This is a genomic window from Mesorhizobium sp. M1403 (assembly GCF_040317695.1).
Taxonomy (GTDB): Bacteria; Pseudomonadota; Alphaproteobacteria; order Rhizobiales; family Rhizobiaceae; genus Mesorhizobium.
Window position 1 is genome coordinate 1 of sequence record NZ_JAMYKY010000026.1, and the last position, 26,577, is coordinate 26,577.

29 protein-coding genes are annotated in these 26,577 nt (G+C 63.7%); 18 read left to right on the forward strand and 11 right to left on the reverse strand.

Features of this window, described 5'->3' with window-relative positions:
* Positions 1 to 253 precede the first annotated feature (253 nt).
* On the reverse strand, positions 254 to 1,213 hold the full coding sequence (locus NKH01_RS28385; protein ID WP_352592304.1) for a TAXI family TRAP transporter solute-binding subunit: 960 nt from the start codon (positions 1,211 to 1,213) through the stop codon (positions 254 to 256).
* A 259-nt stretch (positions 1,214 to 1,472) separates the two neighbouring features.
* Here NKH01_RS28385 and NKH01_RS28390 point away from each other — a divergent pair, with 259 nt between their 5' ends.
* Together NKH01_RS28390 and NKH01_RS28395 are read left to right on the forward strand one after the other, a co-directional pair.
* Positions 1,473 to 1,826, forward strand: a complete 354-nt coding sequence (locus NKH01_RS28390) for a YciI family protein (RefSeq protein WP_023718846.1) — start codon at positions 1,473 to 1,475, stop codon at positions 1,824 to 1,826.
* A complete protein-coding gene (locus tag NKH01_RS28395) occupies positions 1,826 to 3,082 on the forward strand; it encodes an RNA polymerase sigma factor (RefSeq protein WP_353023537.1) in 1,257 nt (418 codons plus the stop codon). Before NKH01_RS28390 ends, NKH01_RS28395 begins: the two co-directional genes overlap by 1 nt.
* 15 nt (positions 3,083 to 3,097) lie before the next feature.
* On the opposite strand, the gene NKH01_RS28400 is transcribed toward NKH01_RS28395, so the two are convergent.
* The 6 genes from NKH01_RS28400 to hrcA all read right to left on the reverse strand — a co-directional run bounded on the left by NKH01_RS28400 (position 3,098) and on the right by hrcA (position 8,820).
* Positions 3,098 to 3,721 carry a glutathione S-transferase family protein gene (locus NKH01_RS28400; protein ID WP_353023477.1) on the reverse strand — a complete coding sequence of 208 codons (624 nt, stop codon included), beginning with the start codon at positions 3,719 to 3,721 and terminating at the stop codon, positions 3,098 to 3,100.
* A 447-nt stretch (positions 3,722 to 4,168) separates the two neighbouring features.
* Positions 4,169 to 5,149 carry a cysteine synthase A gene (cysK, locus tag NKH01_RS28405; protein WP_023718844.1) on the reverse strand — a complete coding sequence of 327 codons (981 nt, stop codon included), beginning with the start codon at positions 5,147 to 5,149 and terminating at the stop codon, positions 4,169 to 4,171.
* Positions 5,150 to 5,314: 165 nt separating this feature from the next.
* Entirely contained in the window at positions 5,315 to 5,932 is a 618-nt protein-coding gene (locus NKH01_RS28410; RefSeq protein ID WP_352640374.1) for a LysE family translocator, read from the reverse strand.
* 87 nt (positions 5,933 to 6,019) lie between these two features.
* Entirely contained in the window at positions 6,020 to 7,375 is a 1,356-nt protein-coding gene (locus NKH01_RS28415; RefSeq protein WP_353023478.1) for a PQQ-dependent sugar dehydrogenase, read from the reverse strand.
* 101 nt (positions 7,376 to 7,476) lie between these two features.
* Positions 7,477 to 7,674 (reverse strand): hypothetical protein, encoded by a 198-nt coding sequence (locus NKH01_RS28420; protein ID WP_023718841.1) that lies wholly within the window; start codon positions 7,672 to 7,674, stop codon positions 7,477 to 7,479.
* Between the two features lie 33 nt (positions 7,675 to 7,707).
* Complete coding sequence (hrcA, locus tag NKH01_RS28425; RefSeq protein WP_352481369.1) at positions 7,708 to 8,820, reverse strand: heat-inducible transcriptional repressor HrcA; 1,113 nt, start codon at positions 8,818 to 8,820, stop codon at positions 7,708 to 7,710.
* A 132-nt stretch (positions 8,821 to 8,952) separates the two neighbouring features.
* Here hrcA and rph point away from each other — a divergent pair, with 132 nt between their 5' ends.
* The 5 genes from rph (at position 8,953) to NKH01_RS28450 (ending at position 12,859) form a co-directional block, all read left to right on the forward strand.
* Positions 8,953 to 9,669 (forward strand): ribonuclease PH, encoded by a 717-nt coding sequence (gene rph, locus NKH01_RS28430; RefSeq protein WP_023718839.1) that lies wholly within the window; start codon positions 8,953 to 8,955, stop codon positions 9,667 to 9,669.
* Positions 9,670 to 9,703: 34 nt separating this feature from the next.
* Positions 9,704 to 10,114 carry a VOC family protein gene (locus tag NKH01_RS28435; RefSeq protein WP_352845487.1) on the forward strand — a complete coding sequence of 137 codons (411 nt, stop codon included), beginning with the start codon at positions 9,704 to 9,706 and terminating at the stop codon, positions 10,112 to 10,114.
* Positions 10,114 to 10,776 (forward strand): RdgB/HAM1 family non-canonical purine NTP pyrophosphatase, encoded by a 663-nt coding sequence (gene rdgB, locus NKH01_RS28440; RefSeq protein ID WP_353023479.1) that lies wholly within the window; start codon positions 10,114 to 10,116, stop codon positions 10,774 to 10,776. Before NKH01_RS28435 ends, rdgB begins: the two co-directional genes overlap by 1 nt.
* A complete protein-coding gene (gene hemW / locus NKH01_RS28445; RefSeq protein ID WP_353023480.1) occupies positions 10,773 to 11,936 on the forward strand; it encodes a radical SAM family heme chaperone HemW in 1,164 nt (387 codons plus the stop codon). The genes rdgB and hemW overlap by 4 nt, the downstream gene beginning before the upstream one ends.
* Positions 11,937 to 12,403: 467 nt before the next feature.
* Positions 12,404 to 12,859 (forward strand): hypothetical protein, encoded by a 456-nt coding sequence (locus tag NKH01_RS28450; protein ID WP_353023482.1) that lies wholly within the window; start codon positions 12,404 to 12,406, stop codon positions 12,857 to 12,859.
* 19 nt (positions 12,860 to 12,878) lie between these two features.
* On the opposite strand, the gene NKH01_RS28455 is transcribed toward NKH01_RS28450, so the two are convergent.
* A complete protein-coding gene (locus tag NKH01_RS28455; protein ID WP_023718834.1) occupies positions 12,879 to 13,067 on the reverse strand; it encodes a hypothetical protein in 189 nt (62 codons plus the stop codon).
* Positions 13,068 to 13,074: 7 nt separating this feature from the next.
* Complete coding sequence (locus tag NKH01_RS28460; RefSeq protein WP_023718833.1) at positions 13,075 to 13,257, reverse strand: hypothetical protein; 183 nt, start codon at positions 13,255 to 13,257, stop codon at positions 13,075 to 13,077.
* Between the two features lie 175 nt (positions 13,258 to 13,432).
* On the opposite strand from NKH01_RS28460, the gene rsmI reads away from it, so the two are divergent.
* From rsmI to NKH01_RS28480, 4 genes are all read left to right on the forward strand, one after another.
* Entirely contained in the window at positions 13,433 to 14,359 is a 927-nt protein-coding gene (gene rsmI / locus NKH01_RS28465) for a 16S rRNA (cytidine(1402)-2'-O)-methyltransferase (protein WP_353023484.1), read from the forward strand.
* Positions 14,352 to 14,729, forward strand: coding sequence for a YraN family protein (locus NKH01_RS28470; RefSeq protein WP_352640380.1), 378 nt, complete (start codon positions 14,352 to 14,354; stop codon positions 14,727 to 14,729). The genes rsmI and NKH01_RS28470 overlap by 8 nt, the downstream gene beginning before the upstream one ends.
* Positions 14,730 to 14,945: 216 nt before the next feature.
* Positions 14,946 to 15,983, forward strand: coding sequence for a complex I NDUFA9 subunit family protein (locus tag NKH01_RS28475; protein WP_353023486.1), 1,038 nt, complete (start codon positions 14,946 to 14,948; stop codon positions 15,981 to 15,983).
* Positions 15,984 to 16,066: 83 nt separating this feature from the next.
* On the forward strand, positions 16,067 to 16,303 hold the full coding sequence (locus tag NKH01_RS28480; RefSeq protein WP_023718829.1) for a metallothionein: 237 nt from the start codon (positions 16,067 to 16,069) through the stop codon (positions 16,301 to 16,303).
* Positions 16,304 to 16,418: 115 nt separating this feature from the next.
* Here the strand turns inward: NKH01_RS28480 and NKH01_RS28485 are convergent, their stop codons facing one another.
* Positions 16,419 to 17,654, reverse strand: a complete 1,236-nt coding sequence (locus tag NKH01_RS28485) for a flavin-containing monooxygenase (protein ID WP_353023488.1) — start codon at positions 17,652 to 17,654, stop codon at positions 16,419 to 16,421.
* Positions 17,655 to 17,748: 94 nt separating this feature from the next.
* Entirely contained in the window at positions 17,749 to 18,555 is an 807-nt protein-coding gene (locus tag NKH01_RS28490) for an undecaprenyl-diphosphate phosphatase (RefSeq protein ID WP_352481365.1), read from the reverse strand.
* 161 nt (positions 18,556 to 18,716) lie between these two features.
* Here NKH01_RS28490 and NKH01_RS28495 point away from each other — a divergent pair, with 161 nt between their 5' ends.
* The 7 genes from NKH01_RS28495 (at position 18,717) to dapB (ending at position 26,559) form a co-directional block, all read left to right on the forward strand.
* Positions 18,717 to 19,409 carry a glutathione S-transferase family protein gene (locus tag NKH01_RS28495; RefSeq protein WP_023678968.1) on the forward strand — a complete coding sequence of 231 codons (693 nt, stop codon included), beginning with the start codon at positions 18,717 to 18,719 and terminating at the stop codon, positions 19,407 to 19,409.
* Entirely contained in the window at positions 19,390 to 20,550 is a 1,161-nt protein-coding gene (gene queG / locus NKH01_RS28500) for a tRNA epoxyqueuosine(34) reductase QueG (protein WP_353023491.1), read from the forward strand. Before NKH01_RS28495 ends, queG begins: the two co-directional genes overlap by 20 nt.
* Positions 20,547 to 21,455, forward strand: a complete 909-nt coding sequence (locus NKH01_RS28505) for an SDR family oxidoreductase (RefSeq protein ID WP_352495433.1) — start codon at positions 20,547 to 20,549, stop codon at positions 21,453 to 21,455. The genes queG and NKH01_RS28505 overlap by 4 nt, the downstream gene beginning before the upstream one ends.
* Positions 21,456 to 21,511: 56 nt before the next feature.
* Positions 21,512 to 22,603, forward strand: a complete 1,092-nt coding sequence (mepA, locus tag NKH01_RS28510) for a penicillin-insensitive murein endopeptidase (protein WP_353023493.1) — start codon at positions 21,512 to 21,514, stop codon at positions 22,601 to 22,603.
* A gap of 121 nt (positions 22,604 to 22,724) precedes the next feature.
* Positions 22,725 to 23,750: a glucokinase gene (locus NKH01_RS28515; RefSeq protein ID WP_023718823.1), complete on the forward strand. Its 1,026-nt coding sequence runs from the start codon at positions 22,725 to 22,727 to the stop codon at positions 23,748 to 23,750.
* 119 nt (positions 23,751 to 23,869) lie between these two features.
* Positions 23,870 to 25,729: an ABC transporter ATP-binding protein gene (locus tag NKH01_RS28520; RefSeq protein WP_353023495.1), complete on the forward strand. Its 1,860-nt coding sequence runs from the start codon at positions 23,870 to 23,872 to the stop codon at positions 25,727 to 25,729.
* Complete coding sequence (gene dapB, locus NKH01_RS28525) at positions 25,726 to 26,559, forward strand: 4-hydroxy-tetrahydrodipicolinate reductase (protein WP_502897719.1); 834 nt, start codon at positions 25,726 to 25,728, stop codon at positions 26,557 to 26,559. The genes NKH01_RS28520 and dapB overlap by 4 nt, the downstream gene beginning before the upstream one ends.
* The last annotated feature ends 18 nt before the right edge of the window (positions 26,560 to 26,577 follow it).

Consider the following 26,577-nt stretch of genomic DNA (forward strand, 5'->3'; position numbering starts at 1 on the left):
CCCGACCCCGGGGGGCCGGCCTTCCACCGGTTTTGCGGCTGGGGGGGAAACAACGGGCGGGGGTGCGGGCTTGGGCGGGGTTCCGGGGGGGCGGCCCTCCCCCTTTGAGGGGAGGGTGGACAGCCGCCGAAGGCGGATGGACGGGTGGGGTAGCCTCAACTGCCTCGACCTTTGCCTGAACGATGGAGCGCGTCGCCGAGGACCCCTCCCGGCCCTGCGGGCCATCCTCCCCTCAAGGGGGAGGGATGGCGCCTTACTTCACCAATCCCTTTTCCTTGTAATACCTCTCGGCGCCTGGATGCAGCGGCACCGGCATGCCGTCGAGCGCCTTGGCCGGGTCGATCGCCTTGGCGGCGGCATGGGCAGCGGTGAGCTGGTCGAGATGCTCGAACAGCAGCTTGGTCATCTGGTAGGCGGTCTCGTCGGAGACATCGGCGCTGGTGATCAGGAAATTACCGACGGCGGCGGTCGCGACATCATCGGTCTGGCCCTCATAGGTGCCTTTCGGGATGACCACGGAAAGATAGGGCGAGCCGATCTTGGCGACGTCCTCCGCCGGCACGGCAACGATGTTGACCGGGACCGAGGTGGCGAGGTCGCGGATCGAGGCAACGCCCAGGCCAGCCGATTGCAGCGTGGCGTCGAGCTGGCGGTTCTTGATCAGCTCCACCGATTCGGCGAAGGGCAGATATTCGATCCGCCCGAGGTCTTCGTATTTCAGCCCGGCAGCGGCGAAGATCGTGCGGGCGTTGAGCTCGGTGCCCGAGGCCGGCGCGCCGACCGACAGGCTCTTGCCCTTGAGGTCGGCGAGCGTCTTGATGCCGGACTCCTTGCTGGCGACGATCTGGATGTAGTTGGGATAGATGGCGGCAATGCCGCGCAGCTTGTCGAGCTTGCCTGGGAAGCCGGCTTCGGTATTGCCCTCGGCGGCCAGCTTGACGGAATCGCCAAGCGCGAAAGCGATCTCGCCCTTGCCCTGCTGCAAGAGATTGAGGTTTTCGACCGACGCTTTCGTCGCCTGCACCTGGGTGCGCGCGCCTTCTATGCCCTTGCTATAGATCTCCGATAGCGCGACGCCGAGCGGATAGTAGACGCCCGACGTGCCGCCGGTCAGCACGTTGATGAATTCCTGTGCCTTGACCGATACCGCGCCAAGGCCAAGCGACAGCGCCAGCGCGCCGGCTGCAACAAATTTCGTCCTGAAATTGAGCATGCGATTTCCTCCCTGAAAAACTCGCCGCCGTGCCCTCCTCTGCGGCACGAAGCGAAGCGAGTTTAGACAGCGGGCGGGAAATGCCAACCCGCAATAGCAGCGATTAGACGAACGGCTAAGCAATGCCGCAACAGGTTGGCGCTTGCGCGAGGTCGCGTCGCGGCAGAAAGATTTTTCCAGCACCTGTCGAAATCCGGCAGGGCCGCGCGACATAAGTCCGGCTCGCAACGATGCGGCCTTCGAGAAACGGGAGAAGACCATGCGATATATGCTTTTGATCTACGGAAACGAAGCGGGGATGGCAGCGGCGCCGGCAGATGCGGTGACACAGATGTCGAGCGCGTACGTCGCCTACACCGAAGCGTTGAAGAAATCCGGCGCCTGGCTCGCCGGCGACCGGCTGAAGCCGACGCAATCCGCTACCTCGGTGCGGATGGCCAATGGCAAGACCAACGTGCTCGACGGCCCCTATGCCGACACCAAGGAGCAGCTTGCCGGTTTCTATATGATCGAAGCGGAGGACGTCGACGCGGCTATTGCCTGGGCGGCGCGCTGCCCGGGTGCCAGCACCGGCACGGTAGAGGTGCGGCCGATCTGGGAACTCACCATGTGATCCCTGAACTGCCCGACACCGCACGGGCGGCGGCGGAAGCGGCCGCCCGGCAAAGCTACGGCAAGCTGGTCGCCTATCTCGCCGCACGCACGCGCGACGTGGCCGCTGCCGAGGACGCCTTGGCCGATGCCTTTGCAGCGGCGCTCGAGCGTTGGCCACAGGCGGGCGTGCCCGACAAGCCGGAAGCCTGGCTGCTGGCGGTGGCGCGCCGGCGCCGCGTCGACGCGCTCAGACGGCGGCTGACAAGCGAGGCGGGCCGCGACCACCTCAGGCTGATCGCGGAGGAGATGGAGGCACGCATGGCCGACGAAGACCTGCCGGACGAGCGGCTCAGGCTGATGTTTGCTTGCGCTCATCCGGCGATCGAGGCCGGTATCCGCGCGCCGATGATCCTGCAGACGGTTCTGGGCTTCGACGCAGCGACCATCGCCTCGGCCTTTCTTGTCTCGCCGGCCACGATGAGCCAGCGCCTGGTGCGCGCCAAGGCCCGCATCCGCGAGACCGGCATTCCGTTCCGCGTGCCGGAGCGGGCCGAACTCGGCGAGCGGCTGGGCACCGTTCTGGAAGCGATCTACGCGGCGTTTGCCGAAGGCTGGTCCGACCCCGCCGGCACCGAAGCGCAGCGGCGCAATCTCGCGACCGAAGGCATCTGGCTCGGCCGGCTGGTCGCCTCGCTGATGCCGGATGAGCCGGAAGCACTCGGCCTGCTGGCGCTGATGCTGTTCGCCGAAGCGCGGCGCGCAGCGCGGCGCAATGCGGCAGGCGACTATGTGCCGCTGGCCGAGCAGGATCTTGCACTGTGGGACGATACAATGATCGACGAAGCGGAGGCGCTGCTCGGGCGCGCGGCGGCCAAGGGCGTGGTCGGCCGCTACCAGCTCGAGGCCGCCGTGCAGTCAGCCCATGCGACAAGGCGGCTGACCGGATCTACCGACTGGGTCGCGATCAAGGAGCTCTATGACGCGCTGTCGGTGATCGCCGGCTCGCCGGTGGTGTCGATCAACCGCGCGGTGGCCATTGCCGAGGCCGAAGGTGTTTCGGCAGGATTGGGCGCCCTTGATCAACTCAGCGGCGACAAGCGGCTGTATGACTATCAACCTTACTGGGCCGCCCGCGCGGGCCTGCTGGCCAGACTCGGCAAAGTTCCGCAAGCGAGCGAGGCCTATGACCGGGCTATCGGCCTCGAACGCGATCCGGCCGTGCGCCGGTTCCTGCAGGAACGACGGGCAGGGCTCGGGCGCGCGGAAAGACACTGAGACAAGGCGGAGTGCTTAGGCCGGCCACATGTCGTGGGAAGCATTCAGCCTCTTTATCACCCGATGCTCCCGCAATTTGGCCCACAGGCGTTCGATATTCGGCCAAGTGGTCGGAACCTTCGCAACCTCCGGATGCCAGGCCACCAACATGACGAGATAGATGTCGGCCAGCGAGAGCCGTTCGCCGACCAGCCAGTCGCGGCCTTCGAGGGCGGCATCGAGAATGGCGAAGCCGCGATCCATTTCCGAGACCGCCGCCTGTTTGACGGCTTCCACGCCGCCGGGATCTGTCGTGTAGCGATGAGCGTAGAAGAACCGCAGGTCAGCCGAATAGATGACGGAGGACATGAAAAACATCCAGCGCAGGAAGTCGGCACGGTCAGGTGTGTTCGCTGCCGGCGCTAGAGCTGCTTCCGGATAGCGTTCGGCGAGCAGGATGCAGATTGCCGCCGACTCGGTCATCGAATGCCCGTCCGGCAAGACCAGGACCGGGACCTGGTTCAAGGGATTGATGTCGAGGAAGGCCTGGTTGGGTCGGCCTTTTGGAACATCGATCTGGTCGAAAGGCACTCCCGCTAAAGCAAGCGCCGCCTCGACGACAAAGCCGCCGGTATTGGCACGCGTATAGAGCTTGTACATGAAGTCCTCCACCTGCCGGTGCAGCGACGATTTGATATGGAAGTGACTCGCCGCTCAAGCGAACGACGCTCGCCACAGGTGGTTTTTCAGCAGTCCAGCGCTGTTATCTGGGTCCTCGGCGCACGCGTTGGAGCCTGCTGCCCCTTAGGTGAACTAGCACAGTACAAACCTTCGAGATTAGCTGAAACACCCCTCCACTTCGTCATCCCAGGGCGGAGCAAGGAGCGAAGCGACGCGGCGCAGACCCTGGGATCCATGCCGCAACTTCCGAGCGTCGCGACGGTGCAGAGCCTTTAGATGTCGGAAGACAGCGTGCATGCTGTCGATGTTGCAACGGCTTTCGTTTTCTGCACCGCGGTATTCGTTGGCCACGGTCACGGAATGGATCCCAGGGTCTGCGCTCCGCTTCGCGTTCGCTCCGCCCTGGGATGACGAGGTGTCCAGACTCTAAGCACCCAATCCCTCGAATAGGATCGTGGAGAGATAGCGCTCGGCGAAGGAGGGGATGACGACGACGAGGTTCTTGCCCTTGTTCTCCGGCCGCGAGCCGACGACGATCGCCGCCTGCAGGGCGGCACCCGACGAGATGCCGACCGGTACACCTTCGAGACGGGCGACGAGCCGTGCATTGGCGACCGAATCCTCGTTCGAGACCTTGACGATCTCGTCGTAGATCGTCGTGTCGAGGATTTTTGGTGCGAAGCCGGCGCCAATGCCCTGGATCTTGTGCGGGCCGGGTTGGCCGCCGGACAGTACCGGCGAGGCCTCCGGCTCGACGGCGACGACATGCACCGAGGGCTTGCGCTTCTTCAGCACCTGGCCGACGCCGGTGATGGTGCCGCCGGTTCCAATGCCGGCAACGAAGATATCGACTTCGCCATGGGTGTCGTTCCAGATTTCCTCGGCTGTGGTGCGGCGATGGATTTCCGGATTGGCCGGGTTCTCGAATTGTTGCGGAATGACGGCATCGGGCAGCGTCGCGGCCAGCTCGTCGGCCTTGGCGATGGCGCCCTTCATGCCTTTCGGCCCTTCGGTCAGCACCAGCTCGGCGCCGAGCAGCGCCAGCATTTTGCGGCGCTCGACCGACATGGTTTCCGGCATCGTCAGGATCAGCTTGTAGCCTTTGGCGGCGGCGGCAAAGGCGAGCGCGATGCCGGTATTGCCCGAGGTCGGCTCGATAAGCGTGGTCTTGCCGGGCGTAATCCTCCCAGAAGCCTCCAGTGCCTCGATCATCGACACGCCGATGCGGTCCTTGACCGAGGCGATCGGGTTGAAGAATTCGAGCTTGGCCAGCAGATTGGCGACGACACCCTTCTCCCTGGCGAATTTGTCGAGCCGCACCAACGGCGTGTCGCCGATCGTCTCGGTGATCGAATTGTAGATGCGGCCGCGGCCGGGCACGTGTGTGGGGGTGGCGGGCTTGTTCATTGATTTTCCTCCCAGAGGTCAAGCGGCAAGAGTCGGGCGGGCATAAGATAGAGCCATCCGCCGCGCAAGATAGGCTGTCGATCGAAAATATCCGAGTGAAGTTCGTGCCGAATGCCCTCGCCTTGGAAAGGCGTGACAATTCCTGGCCGGCTTGGCGAAAGAGGTCTATTGGCGGGCGGCGATAGCTGCCGCCGCCCCGATCATGAAACCGGCGGCGGTGCGGTTGAGTGCCCTCAGCGCCCGCGGCGACTTCAGGAACCAGCGCGCTTTGGCCGCGAGCGCCAGATAAGGCACCAGCACCACAAGCAGGACGACGATCGTGAGCGCGACTAGGATGCCGTAATCGGCCAGCGTGATCGTCTTCAGATCGACGATGGTCGGGGTGATGGCTAGATAGAAGATCATCGTCTTCGGATTGCCGAGCGTGACGGCGAGACCGGCTACAAAGCTGGATGCCAAGCCGCCCTTGCCTTTCTTCGCCTCCACCGTCTCGGGCGTGATGCCGTTCGTCCAGAAACGCCAGCCAAGAAAAGCGAGGTAGGCGACGCCCAGCCATTTGATGACCAGAAAGATCATGCCAAAGGTCTGTGCGACGAAAGCGAGGCCGAGCACCACGGCCGTGAGATACGTCAGGTCGCCGAGCATCAGCCCGAAGGACATGGCCAGCGACGAGCGGAAGCCGGAACCCAGCGCACGCGCAACGAGTGCGGTGACGCCGGGGCCGGGGATGGCTGCGGCGATGCCGAGGGCAGCACTATAGGCGAGGAACCCGGTGAGCGTCATGATTCGCTCTTGTCGCACAATGTGGAAGTTGGGTGAATTCCCTCGGCCCGGATTCGATTGCGCCAGCGCAGCAGGCGACACCGCCGTTCAAGAGCGGCCGTCTTCGTAGGTAACGCGCCAGATGGTGCCGTTGCCGTCCTCGGTGACGATCAGCGAGCCGTCCTTGGCCATCGCGACACCGACCGGGCGGCCCCAGACGGCGTCGTTCGAGATAACGAAGCCGGTCATGAAGTCCTCATATTCGCCGGTCGGCTTGCCATCCCTGAATTTGAGCCTCACCACCTTGTAGCCGGTCCTGGCGCCACGATTCCACGAACCATGCATGGTGACGAAGGCGTCACCCTGATAATCCGCCGGGAAGTTGTTGCCGTCGTAGAAGGCTATATTCATCGGCGCCGAATGCGCCTGCATCAGTACGTCCGGGACAGTGGCCTTGCCGGCTAGGTCGGGCCGCTCGCCCTGATGGCGCGGATCCTCGTGATTGCCGATGTAGTACCAAGGCCAACCATAGAATCCGCCGTCCTTGACTACAGTTGCAAATTCGAACGGCACATTGTCGCCGAGTTCGTCGCGCTCATTGACGACGCACCACAATGCGCCGGTGGCGGGCTGCACGGTCATGCCCGTACAGTTGCGCAGGCCGGTGGCGACAGTTCGGGGATTTTTCCCATCCGGATCGAAGGCGAGCACATCGGCACGGCCGTCCTCGGAGCCCCAGGCCGCCCCGAGCGGCTTTGATTTGGCCCAGGCGTCGAGGCCGCTATCCGGCTCCTTGCCTATGTCCTCGGCGACGTTCGAGGCGGAGCCAACCGACAGATAAAGCGTCTTGCCGTCCGGCGAGAAGGCGATGTCGCGGGTCGTGTGACCGCCCGACGGGATTTTGGCGACAATGGTTTCTGGTTTACCGGATGCCTTCAGGTCACCGTCGCGATAAGGAAAGCGGACGATGCTGTCGCTGTTTGCGACATAGACCCATTGCGGCTTGTCTCCTGGCGGATAGAAGGCGATGCCGTAGGGATAACTGAGCCCCTTGGCGAAGATCGCTTTCTCGATGGGCTTGGCGCTGCCCTCGGCGAGACGATAGACACGTATCTGGTCGGCATGGCTGTTGGCAACGAACAGGTCGCCATTCGGAGCGACGCGCACGACGCGCGGATTGACGATGCCGGATGCGATCAGTTCGGCCGAAAAGCCCGGCGGCAAATCTGGCTTGGCCCTTTCGGGCCGTTCCGCCACGCCGGCGCCGTTCGACGCGGATTGGGCGGGATCGGCTGGCGGCATGTCTTGCGGCCCGATCAGGCGGCGGGTGCCAGGCCTGTCGGCGTGCCAATCGCCAAAAGCGGCTTCGCCTTTGAGCACCTTCTGATCCGCCTGCTGGGCGGCTGCCGGTGTCGCAACAAGGAGAGCAGCGGCAATGGCCGCAAAGCCGCCAGATCGGATCATCAACGTCCTCCGGGATTCGCCTCGAAAAGGGCAAACAGGATGAGGCATTGGTCGTTCCAAGCGGCCGTCCAGCACACGAGGATTTGAAGCCGAACCCCGATTCACTTGCCGGCGGCGTAGAAATCGTCGTCGAGGCGCTTTTCCAGCGCGACCAGATCGGCCGGCAGCGGCAAGCCCATGGCCCGCATCTCTTGCAGCTTCTCGCGCAACTGCTCTTGCACCTCGTGCTGATCCTCTGGCTGGTTGATCATTTCTTCGAGCAGCAGGCTGATCTGGGCCTTGAACGATTCCAGCGCCATTCTTTTTCTCCTTGCGGCAGGCCGCGGCGGCTCCTAGCGCAGCATGCGCGAAATCAGCTGCGCGGTATAGTCGACCATCGGTACTATGCGCGCATAATTCAGCCGCGTCGGCCCGATGACGCCGAGCGCACCGACGACGCGGGCGTCCTTGTCGCGATAGGGTGCCACCACCAGTGATGAGCCCGACAGAGAAAACAGCTTGTTTTCCGAACCGATGAAGATGCGCACGCCCGGGCCCTCCTCGGCGAGGTCGAGGAGCTGGATCAGTCCGTCCTGGGTTTCGAGATCCTCGAAGAGATGCCGCAGCAATTCGATGTCGGCCTGGGCAGTGACGTTTTCCAGGAGATTGGCGCGGCCGCGCACGATAAGCCGCCCAGGCACCCCGCTTTCGGCGCCTGCCCAGACCGCCAGGCCCTTCTCGACCAGATCCTGTGAAAGCGTATCGAGGGCTGCCCTGGTCTCTTCCTTGATGCGGGCGATCTCGACCCGCGCTTCGGCCAGGGTGCGGCCGCGAATATGGGCGTTGAGGAAATTGGAGGCTTCGTGCAATTGCGAGACGGTGATGCCGGCGGGCAGATCGACGACGCGATTTTCGACGTCGCCGTTCTGCGAGACCAGCACGGCCAACGCCTTGGTCGGCTCGAGCTGGATGAATTCGATGTGCTTCAGCGCCACCTCGTTCTTGGCGGCGAGCACGAGGCCGGCGCCGCGCGACATGCCGGACAGCATCTGGCTGGCCTCGGTCAGCATATGCTCCAGCGTCGCGCCCGAGCCGGAGGCGCGCACCTGCGCCTCGATGGTGCGGCGCTCCTCGTCGGAGAGGTCACCGAGTTCCATGAACGCATCGACGAAGAAGCGCAGGCCAGCCTGGGTCGGCAGACGGCCGGCCGAAATATGCGGCGCATAGATCAGGCCGAGATGCTCGAGGTCGCTCATCACGTTGCGGATGGTGGCCGGCGATAGCGACGACGGCAGGATGCGCGACAGGCTGCGCGAGCCGACCGGCTCGCCATCCCTCAGATAAGAATCGACGATGCGCCGGAAGATGTCGCGCGAACGCATGTCGAGCGATTGAAGCGCGGGCGATTGCAGCGCGTGCGACGGGAGCACGTGCGATTGCGAACCGGGATCGACTGCCTTGGTCATTTCGAGCCAAAAACCTCCGGCCCGAAGATATAGACTTCCGCGGCGTCGGCGCAACCGGTCCATTTTCCTTTGCGCCTCACGCCCCGTGCGGCTACAAGCCGGCCAAGATCCCGAAGAAAGAAAGAAGCCTGAATGCGCCCTTCCAAACGCCAGTTCGACGAAATGCGCCCCATCTCCTTCGAGCGCGGCGTCTCCAAGCATGCGGAAGGCTCGTGCCTGGTGAAGTTCGGCGACACGCATGTGCTGTGCACGGCCAGCCTGGAGGAAAAGGTGCCGGGTTGGATGCGCAACTCCGGTAAGGGCTGGGTGACGGCGGAATACGGCATGCTGCCGCGTTCGACCGGCGAGCGCATGCGCCGCGAGGCTTCGGCCGGCAAACAAGGCGGCCGCACGCTGGAGATCCAGCGGCTGATCGGCCGCTCCCTGCGCGCCGTGGTCGATCTGCAGGCGCTCGGCGAGCAGCAGATCACCGTCGACTGTGATGTGATCCAGGCCGATGGCGGCACGCGCACCGCTTCGATCACCGGCGGCTGGGTGGCGCTTTACGATTGCCTGCGCTGGATGGAAGCCCGCCAAATGGCGAGCCTGGGCAAGGTGCTGAAGGATCACGTTGCGGCGATCTCCTGCGGCATCCATGATGGTCAGCCGGTCATCGACCTTGACTATATCGAGGATTCCTCGGCCGGAACCGACGCCAATTTCGTCATGACCGGCAAGGGCGGCATCGTCGAGATCCAGGGCACGGCCGAGGGCGAGCCGTTCTCGGAAGAGCAGTTCGCGGCCTTGATGGGGCTGGCCAAGAAGGGCATTCAGCGCCTGGTCAGCCTGCAGCAGATGGCGGTGGACTGATCTTCAGTTTATGACGATGAGGATTGATAATCCTGTGACCCCTTCCGCAATCCTGGAATCAGCACTCTACGTGACGGATCTTGCTGCCGCGGAACAGTTCTATTCGGGCGTCCTCGGGCTCGATCCGCTCGGCAGGGTCGACGGCAGGCATCTCTTCTTCCGCTGCGGCGACGGCGTGCTGCTTATCTTCAATGCCGAGGCGACCAAAGTGCCGCCGGCGTCCGATGCCAGGCTGCCGGTGCCGCCGCATGGCGCGGTCGGCGAGGGCCATCTCTGTTTCGCCGCAAGCGCCGACGAGATCGTGCGCTGGAAAGCGCACCTGGAAGCAAAGAGCATCGCCATCGAAAGCGAGTTCGAGTGGCCGCAAGGCGGCCGCTCGATCTATATTCGCGACCCCTCGGGCAATTCGATCGAATTCGCCGAGCCAAGAATTTGGGGCATCTGATGCATTCGCCAACTGTTCATTCGCTTGATGGGCATAAGATCGTCGTCGCAAGCCACAATGCCGGCAAATTGCGCGAATTCGCCGATCTGATGGCGCCGTTCGGCATAGAAGCGAAGTCGGCCAAGGAGTACGGCCTGCCGGAACCGGACGAGACCGGCACCACTTTCGAGGAGAACGCCCTCATAAAAGCCTTGGCCGCTGCCAAGGCCACTGGATTGCCGGCGCTGTCGGACGATTCCGGCCTATGTGTCGATGCGCTCGACGGCGCACCCGGCGTCTACACTGCCAACTGGGCCGAGACGCCGGACGGCCCCCGCGACTTCGGCATGGCCATGCAGCGCACGGAAGTGGCCTTGCAGGAAGTTGGCGCGATCGCGCCTGCTCAGCGCAAGGGCCGCTTTGTCGCGGTCATCTGCCTGGCCTTTCCCGACGGCCAAGCTGAATATTTTCGCGGCGAGGTCGAGGGTACGCTGGTATGGCCGCCGCGCGGCGAACTCGGCTTCGGCTACGACCCGGTGTTCTTGCCCAACGGGTTCGAAAAGACTTTCGGCGAGATGACCGCTGAGGAAAAACATGGCTGGAAGCCCGGCCAGCCGACAGCGTTGTCGCACCGCGCCCGCGCCTTCCAGAAATTCGCGCAAGCCCGATTGGCCGCCGCATGACTATGCTGCTCGACCGCAGCCCGGGTTTCGGCGTCTACATCCACTGGCCGTTCTGCGCGGCCAAGTGCCCCTATTGCGACTTCAACAGCCATGTCCGCCACCAGCCGGTCGACCAGGAGCGTTTTGCGCGCGCCTTCGAGGCCGAGCTGGCGACCATGCGCGGCCGCACCGGGCCGCGCGAGGTGACAAGCATCTTTCTCGGTGGCGGTACGCCGTCGCTGATGAAGCCGCAGACCGTGGCGGCGGTGCTGGATGCCGTGGCGAAGAACTGGACGGTACCAGATGGCATCGAGGTGACGCTGGAGGCCAATCCTTCCTCGGTCGAGGCCGAGCGCTTTCGCGGCTATCGCGCGGCGGGCGTTAACCGGGTGTCGCTTGGCGTGCAGGCGCTGAACGACAAGGATCTGCGCTTTCTCGGCCGTTTGCACAATGTCGATGAGGCCCTGCATGCGATCGGCCTGGCGCGCGAGATTTTCCCACGGCTGTCGTTCGACCTGATCTACGCGCGGCCGGACCAGACGCCTGAAGCGTGGCAGACGGAACTCGAGCAGGCGATCGGCCACGCCGCCGACCATCTGTCGCTGTACCAACTGACTATCGAGGAAGGCACGCCGTTCCATGCACTGCATGCAGCAAGGAAATTCATCATTCCAGACAATGATGTTGCCGCCGATCTCTATGCGTTGACGCAGGAGATCACCGCCGCGCACGGACTGCCGGCCTACGAGATTTCCAACCACGCCAGACCCGGCGCCGAAAGCCGGCACAATCTCACCTACTGGCGCTATGGCGAATATGTCGGCGTCGGTCCCGGCGCGCATGGCCGTTTCGTCGAGAGCGGGCGGCGCGTGGTGACAATCGCCGAGAAAATGCCGGAGACCTGGGCCAATCTGGTCGAGGCCAAGGGCCATGGCGTCACCGGCGGCGAGATCCTGACGCGATCGGACGAAGCCGACGAGTTCCTGCTGATGGGGCTAAGGCTGGCGGAAGGCATCGACCTTTCCCGCTACGAGGCCTTCTCAGGGCGCGGCCTGTCGACGGCACGGCTGTCGGTGCTGCAGCACGAAGGCCTGGTGGCGCCGATCGGCAATACCCGCCTGCGCGCCACGCCGGCCGGCATGATCGTGCTCGATGCGGTCGTGGCGGATCTGGCCCGGTAGTAAATCCTCGAAGGGAGTTGTAACGAGCTTATTCGGTACTAAGATCCAGATCGTGTCTTAGGGGCGAAAATGACACGAGACGAATGGAAGGCACGGTCAAGAGAGCTTGGACGAAGTGCGTCCACATTACTTGCAAATGGTCGCTATGATGTAGCTTACCATATTGCAGGGATTTCAGTTGAATGTGCGCTGAAGGCCAAGATATCTACCCTCTTTCGAGCCAACGACGTCCCCGACAAAAAGTTGGTCGAAGACTTTTATAGGGACGGCCACGATCTTGTAAAATTGGTTAGGCTGGCCCAGTTGGATGGTCACCTGAACGCTGAAGAACAGGTTCGTCCGGCATTTCGCGCAAACTGGGCGACCGTACGGGCATGGAACATCAATTCGAGGTATAAAGCCTGGTCGCAGGTAGAGGCCACGGACATGGTTCGCGCGGTAGTCCAAAGAGGTACAGGAGTGCTCTCATGGCTAAGACACCATTGGTAGACTTTGATATCGACGGCGGTCGCAACCTCGTACACGCTTTGGAAAAAGCTGGGCTTCCCATATCAATCGCGGCTTGGTTATGTTTACAAGACTCTGCTGATTGGCAGCTCTTTATTGCTACACCCGACGTTCAAACGTATGGACCCACCACGATTATCAAGTTTGTTGACAGAATAAGATCGGCCATTAACTCTCCGGTTCGGCTAGATAAGGTAACGGTTACAAACACAACAAACCATTTTATCAATAATATTCCTTTATTTAGCTACCACAGCGAAGCTCAACCCCTTCATCGTTTTCGGGGAGGGTTTTTAGGTGATGTCGATATTGAGGATGGTCTGATCTATAAGATCGATAGAACGGTGAAGGCCTCGAAAGCCGCACCTCGGCCAAATGCCGAAGCTATCCGCAAGGCGAGATCGATCGCGGCCTAGCGAAGGACGAAGTGCCCGGCTAAGCGTCGTGCTTGAAACGACGCTTGCCGCGGTCCTTCTCGGCATGCGCTTCTCCGGAGCGGGTCTGCTTGATCTCGCTCTTGTCGCGCGGGGCAGAATGCTGGTCGCCTGTGGGATGTGATGCTGCGCCATCGCGGGCGCTTTTTGTTTCGAGACGGGTGATGAAAATATCGAAGCGATTGGGCATCGTCCGGTCAGTGCTCCGTCGTGCTGTCGGTTTCGGTTACGGGCTTGCTCTCGGCCAATGGCTGGCGTGCGAGCGGTTTCCTGGCCTCGCCATCCGCGTTGCCACGCAGGCTCTTGTCGCCTGGCGCGGCGAAGCGCTTGCGGCCGGCATAATAGGGTTCGAAAACGTCCTGTATCGTCAGGCTGTCCATCCTGCTCCTCCCGAGATCAGGGTTAAAATTCGCCGGCAACGGTTTCGTTCCCTACTATGGCAAAGGCATGGCGGCCGGTTCACGTCGGGACCCCGTTTGGAACCGGGCGTTTGCAACCCAGGCTTTTGCAACCAGGCGTGAGCCGTGCCAAACAGGGTCGAACGGAGTTGTGCAGGTGACCGGCGAATTGGCCAAACGCAGTTATGTGGTCGGGCAGACCGAGATCGCCGCCCGGCCGCTCGAGCCCGCGCTCTATCTGGTGGCTACGCCGATCGGCAATCTCGCCGACATCACGCTGCGCGCGCTGGAAACGCTCGCCGCCGCAGATATCGTCGCCTGCGAGGACACGCGTGTTTCGCGCGTCCTGCTCGACCGCTACGGCATCCGCCGCCGCACCACCGCCTATCACGAGCACAATGCCGCCGAGGCCGGGCCGAAGCTGATCGCGGCACTGCTGGCCGGGCAGAGCGTAGCGCTGATCTCTGATGCCGGCACACCGCTCATCTCCGATCCCGGCTACCGGCTGGTTGGCGAGGCGCTGGAACGCGGCATTCGTGTCGTGCCGATCCCCGGACCGTCGGCGCCACTTGCCGCTCTGACGGCATCCGGCCTGCCTTCGGACGCCTTTCTGTTTGCCGGCTTCCTGCCGGTGAAGACCGGCCAGCGGCTGACGCGGCTGGAAGCGCTGAAGGCGGTGCCGGCAACGTTGATCTTCTTCGAATCGCCGCGCCGGCTGGCCGAGACGCTCAGTGCCATGGTCGAGGTGCTGGGCGGCGCCCGCAAGGCGGCGATCGGCCGCGAGCTGACCAAGACTTTCGAGGAGATGCGGACCGGCACCCTGCAGTCACTCGCCGGCCATTACGCGGCAGCCGATACGCCTAAGGGCGAAATCGTCATCTGCGTCGGCCCGGCCGATGCGGTCGCTGATGAGCCTGAAGACATCGACCGGCTGCTGCTTTCGCTGGCCGCCGAGATGCCGGCCTCCAAGGCGGCGGCGGAAGCCGCCAAGATGACGGGTGGCCAAAAACAGACGCTCTACCGACGGCTGCTCGACCTCAGGAATGCCGGAAGAGACGGGGCCGGCGGAGACGGCGATGGCTGAACGGCCAAGCGCCAGCCGGCAAAAGGCCTACCGGCGCGGCCATCACGGTGAATGGCTGGCGGCGGCGGCGCTGATGCTGAAGGGCTACCGGATTCTTGCCCGCCGCCACCGTACCAGGTTTGGCGAGATCGACCTGATCGCGCGGCGTGGCGATTTGGTGCTGATCGTCGAGGTCAAGGCACGCCGTACGCTGATCGAGGCGATGGAGGCCGTCGGCCGCGAATCGGAGCGCCGCATCGAAGGCGCGGCCGATTTCTGGCTGTCGCGCCAATCCGACTACGGAAAATTATCGGTGCGCTTCGACATGGTGGCGGTATTGCCGTGGCGCTGGCCGGTGCATGTCGAGAACGTTTTTTACGGGGGGAACTAGGTCATTCCCGAAGTGGGGTCGGTTTTGCCGCGATCTCCGGTTCAGATTCGATTGCCTGTCGTCTCGTCGATGGGAACAAGCAAGTAGCGCCATTTGCTGCCTGGATCATGTGCCGACGCTCACCTGGATTCGCTCAATCGATCGGTTTGTCGACCTGGTCTCCGCCCAGCACTGACTGGAACAAAAGCGTTCCTGCGTTGTTCTCCAACCGTCCTGATGTTCGACGGGCTGGTTCAAATGCCGATCAGGGCAGTCCTCGTGGCAGGCGTGCGAGGACAAGGGATGGCGAGGCAAATGGATCCTGACGATCTCAACCAGGAACGGATCGTCACCGTGTTCGGCGGAACTGGCTTTCTCGGGCGCAGGATCGTGACGCGGCTCCTGGAAAGGGGTTTCACGGTGCGCGCCGCATCTCGCCATCCGGCTCGCGTGGCCCTGGTCTTTTCCTCGATTACAAGGATGCCCGAAGCAGTCGAGGCGGATATATTGGATGCGTCCTCGATTGGGTCGGCCATTACCGGATCACAGGCGGTCGTGAATGCTATCAGTCTTTACGTCGAGCAGGGCGTCCAGACCTTTGAACGCGTCCATGTGAAAGCCGCGGCCGATCTCGCTGCCGTGTCGCGCAAGGTCGAGATCGATCAGTTCGTCCAGATTTCAGGGATCGGCTCCGATCCTCAATCGGATTCGAATTATATAAGGGCACGTGGGCGCGGAGAAGTTGCCGTGGGAAACGCATTTCCCGGCGCTTTCATTGTGCGTCCCGCCGTCATGACAGGACCTGACGACGCTTTCCTCACGACCATTGTGAGGCTGATACGCCTCCTGCCGGTCTATCCGCTGTTCGGCGATGGTGGCACACGGCTTCAGCCGGTCTATGTGGCCGACGTCGCGGAAGCAGTGAGCAGGCTGATCGACGGGCGAAGCCACAAGGGTTCACCCATATTCGAATTCGGTGGCCCGCGTATCTATACCTATAAGGAACTGCTTCGGGAGATCGCCCGACAGCTCGATACGCACGTAAAGCTGATGCCGGTGCCGTTTGCTGTATGGAACGCCTTGGCTGGCGTCGCGGAACTCCTCCCGGCTGCCCCCATAACGCGCAACCAGATCGATCTTATGCGTCAGGATAATGTGGCAGCAATTGACGCGCCGGGCCTGAAGGAACTCGACATCGAGCCGCGGGATATCGACGAGGTGATCCGCGTGATCGAACAGCGCCGAGGCGTAGGCTCGCGCTCGTCTCCGCCTTAGGACGGCCCCCTGATCCTGGCGGGAACCTATCGCCGCGCGACAGGTTGGTCGAGCTTGAAGCCAATTAAAGAAGGAAAAGAACTATGGCCAGATGCGATCAATGCGGGAATGACTACGACAAGGCTTTCAAAGTGACGATGGCCGAGGAGACCTACACATTCGACAGCTTCGAATGCGCGGTCCAGAAACTTGCTCCGACGTGTCCGCATTGCGGATGCCGGATCATCGGACATGGCGTCGAACAGGATGACATCATCTACTGCTGCGCACATTGCGCCGCTGAGGAAGGTGCGAGCGCGCTGACCGATCGCGCGCCTTGATGCACCTCCTTTGGCGTCTCCAGGGCGACCATTCCGAATGACTGCGCCGGCTCATCCCTATATGGCCAGTGCTGTCAGCCCGACGACGACCAGCCGAGGTCCAGACGCGCCGAGGTCAAGGCCGCCGCACCTGGACAAGTCGCTCCACAATGCCAGCCACCTCCTCTGGAATGGCCGGTATGGTGCCCGATTTCCGTGTCGACCCGAAATCGAGGCCGGCGAAAAAGAGACCTGGAACAGCGCCGACGCCATCCTCGTGGACGGGCTGGCCGGCCACATCGAGCGCGCCAGGAAGCCGGACCCATGAGAAATCGCCGGTGAAACCCGTGCACCAGATCACTGATCTGATGCCGCTCGCCGTCCAGTCGAGGGAGCGGATCGGAGGATCGGGCAAGCGCGGGGCAACCGTCTCGGCTGGATCATCCTCGGCCAGGGGCGCATCGAGGCCGGCGCGCTCAATGTACTCGTCGACCAGGCGCTTGGCATTCGCCGAAACCTCGTCGGCAAATCGCATATGGTCGTCGAGTTCGTCGCCGAAGACGAGGCTGCCATTCTCCACGCCCCTGAAGCGGCCGAGCAGCACCACGCCCTGTGCACTCAGCGATTGCAGGCTGATTGTATGGGTCGCGCCGACCAGCGCGCGGGCCTGCAGCTTGCCGGAGGGGAGGACGAGTTCCTTGCGCGGAACGTCGAGAAAACCGGACAGCGTCAGCCATTTAAGTATGTTGCCCCCGCGGTAGCGCCGCACCCAACGGCCGTTGCGGCTGGTCGCCAAAAAGACCGCACGTCCGGCCACCGCCAGATCCTCGGCGATCTGGCCGCCCGACTGGCCGCTGCCGACCACCAGCACCGCGCCATTCTCGAACTCGGCCGGGTTGCGATAAGCCGAAGAATCGACTTGGCGAACTGCCGCCGGCAAGTCCGCCGACCCTGGTGGCCGGACCTGTCGGTTCTGGTCGCCGGTGGCGATCACCACATTGCGCGCCAGAAGCACGCCACGAGCCGCCGTAGTGACGCGAAAGATCCCATCGTCTCTCGTCAGCTCTTGAACCGGAGTTTGGGTGCTTACCGGCAGGCGGTGCCGCTCGGCATAGCCTTCGAGATACGCGACAAATTCGTGGTGGGTTATCGCGCCCCAGGGCTCCGGCCCCTCGTAGGAATCACCGGGTAAGATGGAGCGAATGGTCGGCGAATTCAGTCGAAACGAATTCCATCGCTGCGTTCGCCACGTTTCGCCGATCCGGCCTCGATCGAGCACACGGTGGTCGCGGCCCTGCCGTTTCAAGAAGTAGCTGACGCCGAGCCCCGCCGGACCGGCGCCAATAACGAGGGCGTCAAGAACTTCGCTCATGCATTCCCCCTGCCAACCATACGTCCACAAGATCGTATGGCTCGGCTTCGGGCAAGAACAGAGTTCCGGCTGGGATTGCGCTATCCGCGCCGGCTCACCCCCAGATTGCCAGCCCCGCCAGGCCGACGATGCCCACGACCAGCCGCCACCAGCCGAACAGCGCATAGCCATGGCGCGAGACATAGTCGAGCAGGAAGCGCACGACGATTAGCGCGGTGACGAAGGCGGCGACGAAGCCGACGGCGATGATAGGCAGGTCGGCACTGCTCAGCACATTGCGGTTCTTGAACAGGTCGAAGGCGAAGGCGCCGACCATGGTCGGGATGGCAAGGAAGAAGGAGAATTCCGCCGCCGCCCGTTTGTCGACCCCGAGCAGCAGCGCGCCGACGATGGTCGAACCCGAGCGCGATGTGCCGGGGATCAGCGACAAGCACTGGAACAGCCCGATCTGCAGATAGAGCCTGGTCGGGAACCGCTCGACATCGTGGTAATATGGCTTCGGCTTCATGCGATCGACCAGCAGCAGGATGACGCCGCCGATGATCAGCATGATGCAGATCAGCCGCGGCGATTCGAACAGCACCGTCTTGATGAAATCATGCGCCAGCGCGCCGACGACGGCCGCCGGCAGGAACGCGATGAGAATGCCAAGGACGAAATGCCGCGTCAGCCGATCGTATGGCAGTTCGAGCAGCATCTTCCAGAGCCGGCGGAAATAGACGCTGAGGATCGCCAATATGGCGCCGAGCTGGATCAGGATCTCGAAGGCCTTGCCGGTCGAATGAAAGCCGAGGAAATGGCCGGCGAGCAGGATATGACCGGTCGAAGACACCGGAATAAACTCGGTCAGGCCCTCGAGCATGCCGAGCAGCAGCGCTTCGACGACGGTCTGGCTTTCCATGGCAACCTCGGCGTTGGAGGGAGGGCTTGAGAAAACGGCTTGCTTGTCACGGCGCGGAACTCCCCCTATAGGTCGCAGCACCCTGACAGCCCCTGAATCGGGCGGCCAAGACTTACCGGCGCAGCCGGCGATTTGCCAGTGCGCTCTATTATCGCGGGACCATGCTAACGCTTTTCCACCATCCGATGTTCGCCAGCTGCCGCTTCGTCCGCCTCGCCTTTGGCGAGTATGGCGAGGAACTGGCACTGATCGAAGAGAAGCCGTGGACGCGGCGCAAGGAGTTCCTGGCGCTGAACCCGGCCGGCACGCTGCCGATCCTGCTTGCCGAGGGCGACGTGCCGATTGTTGGCGCAGTGGTCATTGCCGAATATCTCGACGAGACGCGCGGCGTACTCAAGCGCGACAAGCGGCTATTCGCCGAAGACCCGATGGAACGCGCCGAAATCCGCCGGCTGACCGACTGGTACCTCAACAAGGCGGAAAGCGAGGTTACCCGGCATCTGGTGCGCGAGCGCGTTCTGAAGCCGGTCATGCCGGAAACAGCAGGCGGCGGCTCGCCCGATTCGGCGGCGATCCGCGCCGCCCGCGCCAATATCCGCCAGCACATGAAATACACCAACTGGCTGGCCGGCACCCGTCATTGGCTGGCCGGCAACAAGGTCACCTATGCCGATCTCGCGGCGGCGGCGGCACTGTCGGTGCTCGACTATCTCGGCGAGATCGACTGGCGCGAACACAGCGCCGCGCGCGAATGGTATACAAGGGTGAAATCACGGCCTTCGTTCCGGCCGCTTCTGTCCGACCGGGTGCGTGGCCTGTCGCCGGTGTCACATTATGCGGATCTCGATTTCTGATACGGCAAAGCTGCGCGCGCTGATCGACCGCGAGGCGCGGAACGCCGGCTTTGACGCCGTCGCCGTCACAACGCCCGATGCGATTCCGCGGGCGCCGGAACGGCTGGCCGAATTCGTTGCGGACGGCTTTCACGGCTCGATGGGCTGGATTGCCGAAACGCTCGAGCGGCGAGGCAAACCAGCGGCGCTCTGGCCAGAGGTCCGCTCGATCATCGTGCTGGCGATGAATTACGGCCCCGACCACGACCCACGCGACATCCAGACAAAGCGCGACCGCGGCGCGATCTCCGCCTATGCGCAGAACCGCGATTATCATGACGTGATGAAAGGCCGGCTGAAGGCGATCGCCGGCAAGCTCGTGGCGCGCACCGGCGGCGACGTCAAAGTGTTTGTCGACACCGCGCCGGTGATGGAAAAGCCGCTGGCCGAGGCGGCCGGCCTCGGCTGGCAAGGCAAGCACACCAACCTGGTCAGCCGCGCCCATGGTTCCTGGCTGTTCCTCGGCACTATCTTCACGACGGCCGAGCTGGTGCCGGACGCGCCTGAGGACGATCATTGCGGCTCCTGCCGCGCCTGTCTCGACGCCTGCCCGACGGACGCCTTTCCGGCGCCTTACCGGCTCGATGCGCGGCGCTGCATTTCATACCTCACCATCGAGAACAAAGGACCGATCCCACATGAGTTCCGGGAAAAGATCGGCAATCGCATCTACGGCTGCGACGACTGCCTGGCCGCCTGTCCGTGGAACAAATTCGCCCAAGCTGCCTCCGAGGCTAAGCTTGCCGCCCGCGCGGACTTGCGCGAACCGCCGCTCGCCGAGCTGCTTTGCCTGAACGACGCTGCCTTCCGCGCGCTTTTTTCGGGCTCGCCGGTCAAGCGCATCGGCCGTGACCGTTTTATCCGCAACGTGCTGATCGCGGCCGGCAATTCCCAGGACTTGTCGCTGGCCGGCGCCGTCCGCGCGCTGCTCGACGATGCCTCGCCGCTGGTTCGCGGCGCCGCGGTATGGGCGCTGTCGCGGCTAGTGCCGGGTCAGGAATTTGCCGAACGTGCCGCAGCCGCTTTGCAACTAGAAGGTGACGAGGCGGTAAGAGGCGAATGGCTTCTGGCCCTGCCAAAGCCGATCGAGGCCCATACATGACAAAAAAGCAGATTTTCATCTTCGGCGCCGGTTATTCGGGCAGGGCCTTCGCCGGCGCCAACAGGGATGCCGACACAACGATCTTCGGTACAACACGGTCGCTGGAAAAATTCGCGGCGCTGCGGCAAGCCGGTATCGTGCCGCTGCGTTTCGATGGCACGCTGACTTCCGAAATCGGCGATGCGCTTGGGAAGACAACCCATCTCGTCGTCTCGGTCGCGCCGGACGAGGCCGGCGACCCGGTGCTGGGCGCGGCACGCGAGGTGATCGTGGCCAACATGCCGGAGCTCGAATGGATCGCCTATCTCTCCACCGTCGGCGTCTATGGCGACCATGGCGGCAACTGGGTGGACGAGGCCGCCGAATGCCGGCCGTTGTCGAAGCGGTCGGTGATGCGTGTCGCAGCCGAGCAGGATTGGCTGCAACTGGGCCACGACATCCACCGGCCGGTGGCGATCCTGCGGCTTTCCGGCATTTATGGGCCGGGCCGCAACGCCCTGGTCAATCTCGAAAACGGCACCGCCCGGCGACTGGTCAAGCCGGGCCAGGTGTTCAACCGCATCCATTGCGACGATATTGCCGGCGCTCTCTGGCATCTAGCCGAAGGCGATCGCGGCGGCATCTTCAACGTCACCGACGACCTGCCGGCGCCGCCGCAGGACGTCGTCGCCTATGCCGCCAGGTTGATGGGCATCGAGCCGCCGCCCGAAATTCCGTTCGAGACCGCCCAACTTTCGCCCATGGCGCGGTCCTTCTATGGCGAGAACAAGCGTGTCGCCAACGCGGCGATCAAGGCGGCCGGCTATGGCTTTCGCTTCCCCGACTACCGCTCGGCTCTCGACGCCATGTGGGCGAGCGGCGACTGGCGCGACGGCGAGGCGCGCAGTCCGATGAAACGGTCGTGATCGATACGTTGCGCGGGGCGTGGTATGATGCGGTTCAAATCGCGGAGGGGTCCAGCTTGGGGAAGACGTTAAAGCGAGCCTTGCCGGGAAAAACACTGCTGCTGACGGCAGCACTGGCCGTCGCCGGCCTAACGCTTGCCGCGCCAACGGCGAGCGCCGAGCAACGGGCAAAAGAGCTGTTCGGCGCCAAAAAGCTGCCGGCACTCGCAGCAGCGCAATCGATCGGCTTTTATTCCAAAGGCTGTTTTTCCGGCGGCGTCGCGCTGCCCATGGACGGCCGGCACTGGGAGGTGATGCGACCGTCGCGCAACCGCCGTTGGGGCCATCCGGCAATGATCGCGCTAATCGAGAAACTATCACGCGATGCTGCAGCCGACGGCTGGCCGGGCCTGCTGATCGGCGACATCTCGCAACCGCGCGGCGGACCGATGCTTACCGGCCATGCCTCGCACCAGATCGGCCTCGACGCCGACATCTGGCTGACGCCGATGCCCGACCGCAAGCTTTCGACCGAAGAGCGCGAAAACATCAGCGCTACCTTGATGGTCGATGAAAAGACCCATCTGGTAAAGGATGGCCTGTGGACGCCGATGCACACGCGGCTGTTGAGGCGCGCCGCGAGCTATCCCGAAGTCGAGCGCATCCTGGTCAATCCAGGGATCAAGAAGAAGCTCTGCGACACGGTCAAAGGCGACCGCAGCTGGTTGCGCAAGGTCAGGCCGTTCTGGGGCCACGATTACCACTTCCACATTCGTATCGGCTGCCAGCCTGGGTCACCCGACTGCAAGGCGCAGGAAGCGACGGCGCCAGGCGATGGCTGCGACCAGGCGCTGGCCTGGTGGTTCACCGAGGAGCCGTGGCGCCCCAACAAGAATCCGGACAAGCCGAAGGCACGCGACGTGATGACGATGGCGAACCTGCCCAGGCAATGCCAGTTCGTGCTCGACGCGCCGGCTCCGGCCTCGGCGGAAGCAGTCACCTATTATGGCGACGGCGTGCCGATCGCGGCCGTACCCGCTCCCGCGGCAGAGCCTTCGCCGCCGCCGACGGTCGCAGCCGGCGCGGCAGCGCTTCCGGCCTCGGCGAACGCCTTTGTGGCGACCCCCGAGATCCGCATTCCGCTGCCGCGGCCACGACCGGGGCACTGATGCGGGCAGCGTGTTCGCTGTCTGCATCCGTGCATCTCCACTTCGAAAACCGATTTCCCTTTTTGCGGTCATGCGCTAGTCAACGAGAGAACGGCGATACGCGTCGGGAACGGACGAGAGCATGCCAGGCGTAAGCGACGACGACACTCTGTTGCGGTTTCCGATTCTGATCGGCGACATAGGCGGCACCAATGCGCGCTTCTCGATCGTGCTTGACGCGAATTCCGAAGCCGGCGAGCCGACGATCGTCCAGACCGCCAACTTCAATACGATCGACGAGGCGATCCAGTCGGCCGTGCTCGACCGCTCGTCGGTCCGGCCGAATTCAGCTGTGCTGGCGGTAGCCGGTCCTGTCGAAAGCGACGAGATCCCGCTTACCAATTGCCCATGGATCGTCAAGCCGAGACAGATGTTCGCCAGTCTCGGTCTCAGCGACGTCGTGGTGCTCAACGACTTCGAGGCGCAGGCGCTGGCCGTCGTCGCGCTCGGCGAAGAGCATATGGAAAAGATCGGCGGTGACGCGCCGGAACCGAATTCCGGGCGGGTAGTGCTCGGCCCGGGAACCGGGCTCGGCGTCGCCGGGCTGGTCTATGCGCTGCATCACTGGATACCGGTGCCCGGCGAGGGCGGCCATATGGATATCGGCCCGCGCTCGCCGCGCGATTTCCAGGTGTTTCCGCATATCGAGAAGCTCGAGGGCCGCATCTCCGGCGAACAGATCCTGTCCGGGCGCGGCCTGGTCAATGCCTACCGGGCGGTGGCCAAGGCGGACGGCAAGCCGTCGCCCTTTACCACGCCCGCCGAGATCACCGCCGCGGCGCTGGCAAAGAACGATCCGGTAGCCGAAGAGGCGCTGTCGATCTTCGTCACCTGCCTGGGGCGCACCGCCGGCGATCTCGCTCTGGTGTTCATGAGCCGCGGCGGCGTGTTTCTCACCGGCGGCATCGCGCAAAAAATCCTGCCGGCACTGCGCACCGGCAATTTCCGCGCCGCCTTCGAGGACAAGGCGCCGCATAGCGCCCTGATGCGCAGCATGCCGGTCTATGTCATCACCCATCCGCTAGCGGCGCTTTTAGGGCTGGCCGCCTATGCCAGAAATCCGTCGCTGTTCGGCGTGCAGACGGCGGGGCGGCGCTGGCGGGTCTAGGACACAAGCTGCGCCGCGACGAAGTTTCGCCGTCCCCGGCCATAGGCAAGCCGCCATTGGGGCGTTAAGAGGTTGCCGAATTGCAGCCCGGCCGAACCGAAACCACAAAGCGCTCCAACTTGACACTTCCAGCACCAACCAAAGGGAAAGTCCGTCCCAGCGAGATCGTGGCGGTGATCCGCCGCATCATCGCCGAGAACAGCCGCGACTATCGCTGGTACTATGCTCTTGCCGTGCTGTGCCTGGTGACGATCGCGGCGACGACCGCCTTCACCGCCTGGATCATGAAGGATGTCATCGACCAGATCTTCTACAAGCAGCGCGGCGACCTTATCGCGCTGATCAGCGTGTCGATTCTGGCCGCCTTCATGCTGCGCGGGCTGGCCAGCTACGGCCAGGCAGTGACGCTGGCCAAGATCGGCAACAATCTGGTGGCGCGCTATCAGCGCCGCATCTTCGACCACCTGATGAAGCTCGGCGTCAGTTTCTTCAACGACACCCGTTCGGGCCGGCTCGCCGCGCAGATCAACGAGAACGTCAACGGCATCCGCGATCTCCTGTCGATGACGCTGACATCGCTGGCACGCGATGCCGTATCGCTTGTCGCGCTGGTCGGCGTCATGATCTGGCAGGACCCGGTGCTCTCGGCGATGTCGCTGCTGATCGGGCCGCCTTTGATCTACAGTGTCACCTATCTGATGCGCCGGGTACGTCGCATCACTCGCGAATCGGTGCAGATCAACTCGCGGCTGATCGGCGCCATGCAGGAAGCGACGCAAGGCATCGCTATCGTCAAGGCCTTCACCCTGGAGGACGAGCTGTCGCGGCGCATCGGCGGCCTCGTCGCCGGCGCCGAGCAGCGGGCAAACAAGATCGCCCGCGTCTCGGAACGGCTGACGCCGATCTCCGAAATGCTGGCCGGCTTCGCCGTCGCCGGCGTCATCGCCTATTCCGGCTACCGGGCGACTGTCGGCGGCCAACCGCCGGGCGCGGTGTTTGCCTTCATCACCGCCCTGCTGCTTGCCTATGACCCCGCCAGGCGGCTGGCGCGTATGCAGGTCGGCATGGAAAAGTCGCTGGTCAATGCGCGCATGATCTACGAGCTTCTCGACCTCGAGCCGCAGCAGGGTGACGTGCCGGGAGCCGCCGAGGCGAAATTCACCTCTGGCGAAGTGCGCTTCAACAATGTGTCCTTCCGCTATGTCGAAGAGGCGCCGGTCCTGCAGGATCTGAGCTTTGTCGCCGCTGCCGGCAAGGTGACTGCCATCGTCGGAGCTTCGGGCGCCGGCAAGACGACGCTGGTTGCGCTGCTGCAGCGCTTCTACGACGTCGAGTCGGGCAGCATCGATATCGATGGCCAGGACATTTCAAAGGTCACCAAGCATTCGCTGCGCGGCTCGATCGCCTATGTATCGCAGCAGCCTTATCTGTTCGAAGGCACCATCCGCGACAACATCCGCTACGGCAGGCTGAGCGCCACCGACGCAGAGATTGAACGCGCCGCCCAACAGGCTGTGGCCGACGATTTCATTCGCCACCAGCCGCAAGGCTATGACACGCCCGTCGGCGAGAACGGCGTGACGCTGTCGGGCGGCCAGCGCCAGCGCGTATCGATTGCCCGCGCCATCGTGCGGCAGGCGCCGATCCTGCTGCTCGACGAAGCCACCTCGGCGCTCGACAACGAGGCCGAGGCCCGCGTCCAGCAGGCGCTGACCCATGTCATGGAAGGGCGCACCACCATCGTCATCGCGCACCGGCTGTCGACGGTGGTCAATGCCGACCATATCATCGTCCTGGAGCAGGGCCGGCTGGTCGAACAGGGCACGCATGCCTCGTTGATGGCCGACCCGCACAGCGTCTATGCGCGGTTCCACCGGGTGCAAGGCAGGAAAGGGCTGGGGCTTGTCGATGACGGCAAGCCAATCCAGACTGCGGCGCAACATGTCCGCGCGAAAAAGGCGGCCGGGAGACATTCATGAGTGACATACCGACCGCGAGTGAAATGGGCCTGGTGGTGGTCGGCGCGGCCGGCCGCATGGGCCAGGCGCTGATCCGCGCCATCCACACCATACCGGGCGCGCGTGTCGCCGGCGCCATCGCGCCGGCCGGATCGCCCCATATCGGCAAGGATGCCGGCGAGCTGGCCGGCGTCGGCCGGCTCGGCGTGGCGATCGGGGACGATCCGCTGCCGGTCTTCGCCAAGGCCGACGGCGTACTCGATTTCACCACCCCGGAAGCGACCGTCGAATTCGCCGGCTACGCGGCGCAGGCGCGCATCGCCCACATCATCGGCACCACCGGCTGTTCGGCCGAAGACAACGCCAGGATCGCGGCCGCCGCGCGGCACGCGACGATCGTCAAGTCAGGCAATATGAGCCTCGGCGTCAATCTGCTGGCGGTGCTGGTGGAGCAGGCGGCGCGCGCGCTCGATGCCGACGATTTCGACATCGAGATCCTGGAAATGCATCACCGGCACAAGGTCGACGCGCCGTCGGGAACGGCGCTGCTGCTCGGCGAAGCCGCCGCTAATGGGCGCGGCATCGACCTTGACGGGAACAGCGTGCGGTCGCGCGACGGTCATACCGGCGTGCGCAAGGCAGGCTCGATCGGTTTCGCCAGCTTGCGCGGCGGCTCGGTCGTCGGCGACCACAGTGTGGTGCTGGCCGGTACCGGCGAGCGCATCACGCTCGCCCACCATGCCGAGGACCGGGCGATCTTTGCCCGCGGCGCAGTCAAGGCAGCCCTGTGGGCGCGCGGCCGCAAGCCGGGCCTCTATTCGATGCGGGACGTGCTCGGCCTGACCAGTTGATCCATAAAATTTGAAGGA

What these genes read in the sequence shown, in the direction of transcription:
- NKH01_RS28415 (WP_353023478.1), bottom strand. Translation starts at nt 7,375, where the DNA reads ATGATCCGATCTGGCGGCTTTGCGGCCATTGCCGCTGCTCTCCTTGTT.
- NKH01_RS28450 (WP_353023482.1), top strand. Translation starts at nt 12,404, where the DNA reads ATGGCTAAGACACCATTGGTAGACTTTGATATCGACGGCGGTCGCAAC.
- dapB (WP_502897719.1), top strand. Translation starts at nt 25,726, where the DNA reads ATGAGTGACATACCGACCGCGAGTGAAATGGGCCTGGTGGTGGTCGGC.
- rdgB (WP_353023479.1), top strand. Translation starts at nt 10,114, where the DNA reads ATGCATTCGCCAACTGTTCATTCGCTTGATGGGCATAAGATCGTCGTC.
- NKH01_RS28460 (WP_023718833.1), bottom strand. Translation starts at nt 13,257, where the DNA reads ATGGACAGCCTGACGATACAGGACGTTTTCGAACCCTATTATGCCGGC.
- NKH01_RS28505 (WP_352495433.1), top strand. Translation starts at nt 20,547, where the DNA reads ATGACAAAAAAGCAGATTTTCATCTTCGGCGCCGGTTATTCGGGCAGG.
- NKH01_RS28420 (WP_023718841.1), bottom strand. Translation starts at nt 7,674, where the DNA reads ATGGCGCTGGAATCGTTCAAGGCCCAGATCAGCCTGCTGCTCGAAGAA.
- NKH01_RS28400 (WP_353023477.1), bottom strand. Translation starts at nt 3,721, where the DNA reads ATGTACAAGCTCTATACGCGTGCCAATACCGGCGGCTTTGTCGTCGAG.
- NKH01_RS28475 (WP_353023486.1), top strand. Translation starts at nt 14,946, where the DNA reads ATGTTCGACGGGCTGGTTCAAATGCCGATCAGGGCAGTCCTCGTGGCA.
- hrcA (WP_352481369.1), bottom strand. Translation starts at nt 8,820, where the DNA reads ATGACCAAGGCAGTCGATCCCGGTTCGCAATCGCACGTGCTCCCGTCG.
- NKH01_RS28485 (WP_353023488.1), bottom strand. Translation starts at nt 17,654, where the DNA reads ATGAGCGAAGTTCTTGACGCCCTCGTTATTGGCGCCGGTCCGGCGGGG.
- NKH01_RS28490 (WP_352481365.1), bottom strand. Translation starts at nt 18,555, where the DNA reads ATGGAAAGCCAGACCGTCGTCGAAGCGCTGCTGCTCGGCATGCTCGAG.
- NKH01_RS28495 (WP_023678968.1), top strand. Translation starts at nt 18,717, where the DNA reads ATGCTAACGCTTTTCCACCATCCGATGTTCGCCAGCTGCCGCTTCGTC.
- NKH01_RS28470 (WP_352640380.1), top strand. Translation starts at nt 14,352, where the DNA reads ATGGCTGAACGGCCAAGCGCCAGCCGGCAAAAGGCCTACCGGCGCGGC.
- rph (WP_023718839.1), top strand. Translation starts at nt 8,953, where the DNA reads ATGCGCCCTTCCAAACGCCAGTTCGACGAAATGCGCCCCATCTCCTTC.
- NKH01_RS28480 (WP_023718829.1), top strand. Translation starts at nt 16,067, where the DNA reads ATGGCCAGATGCGATCAATGCGGGAATGACTACGACAAGGCTTTCAAA.
- NKH01_RS28515 (WP_023718823.1), top strand. Translation starts at nt 22,725, where the DNA reads ATGCCAGGCGTAAGCGACGACGACACTCTGTTGCGGTTTCCGATTCTG.
- NKH01_RS28410 (WP_352640374.1), bottom strand. Translation starts at nt 5,932, where the DNA reads ATGACGCTCACCGGGTTCCTCGCCTATAGTGCTGCCCTCGGCATCGCC.
- NKH01_RS28390 (WP_023718846.1), top strand. Translation starts at nt 1,473, where the DNA reads ATGCGATATATGCTTTTGATCTACGGAAACGAAGCGGGGATGGCAGCG.
- cysK (WP_023718844.1), bottom strand. Translation starts at nt 5,149, where the DNA reads ATGAACAAGCCCGCCACCCCCACACACGTGCCCGGCCGCGGCCGCATC.
- hemW (WP_353023480.1), top strand. Translation starts at nt 10,773, where the DNA reads ATGACTATGCTGCTCGACCGCAGCCCGGGTTTCGGCGTCTACATCCAC.
- NKH01_RS28385 (WP_352592304.1), bottom strand. Translation starts at nt 1,213, where the DNA reads ATGCTCAATTTCAGGACGAAATTTGTTGCAGCCGGCGCGCTGGCGCTG.
- queG (WP_353023491.1), top strand. Translation starts at nt 19,390, where the DNA reads ATGCGGATCTCGATTTCTGATACGGCAAAGCTGCGCGCGCTGATCGAC.
- NKH01_RS28455 (WP_023718834.1), bottom strand. Translation starts at nt 13,067, where the DNA reads ATGCCCAATCGCTTCGATATTTTCATCACCCGTCTCGAAACAAAAAGC.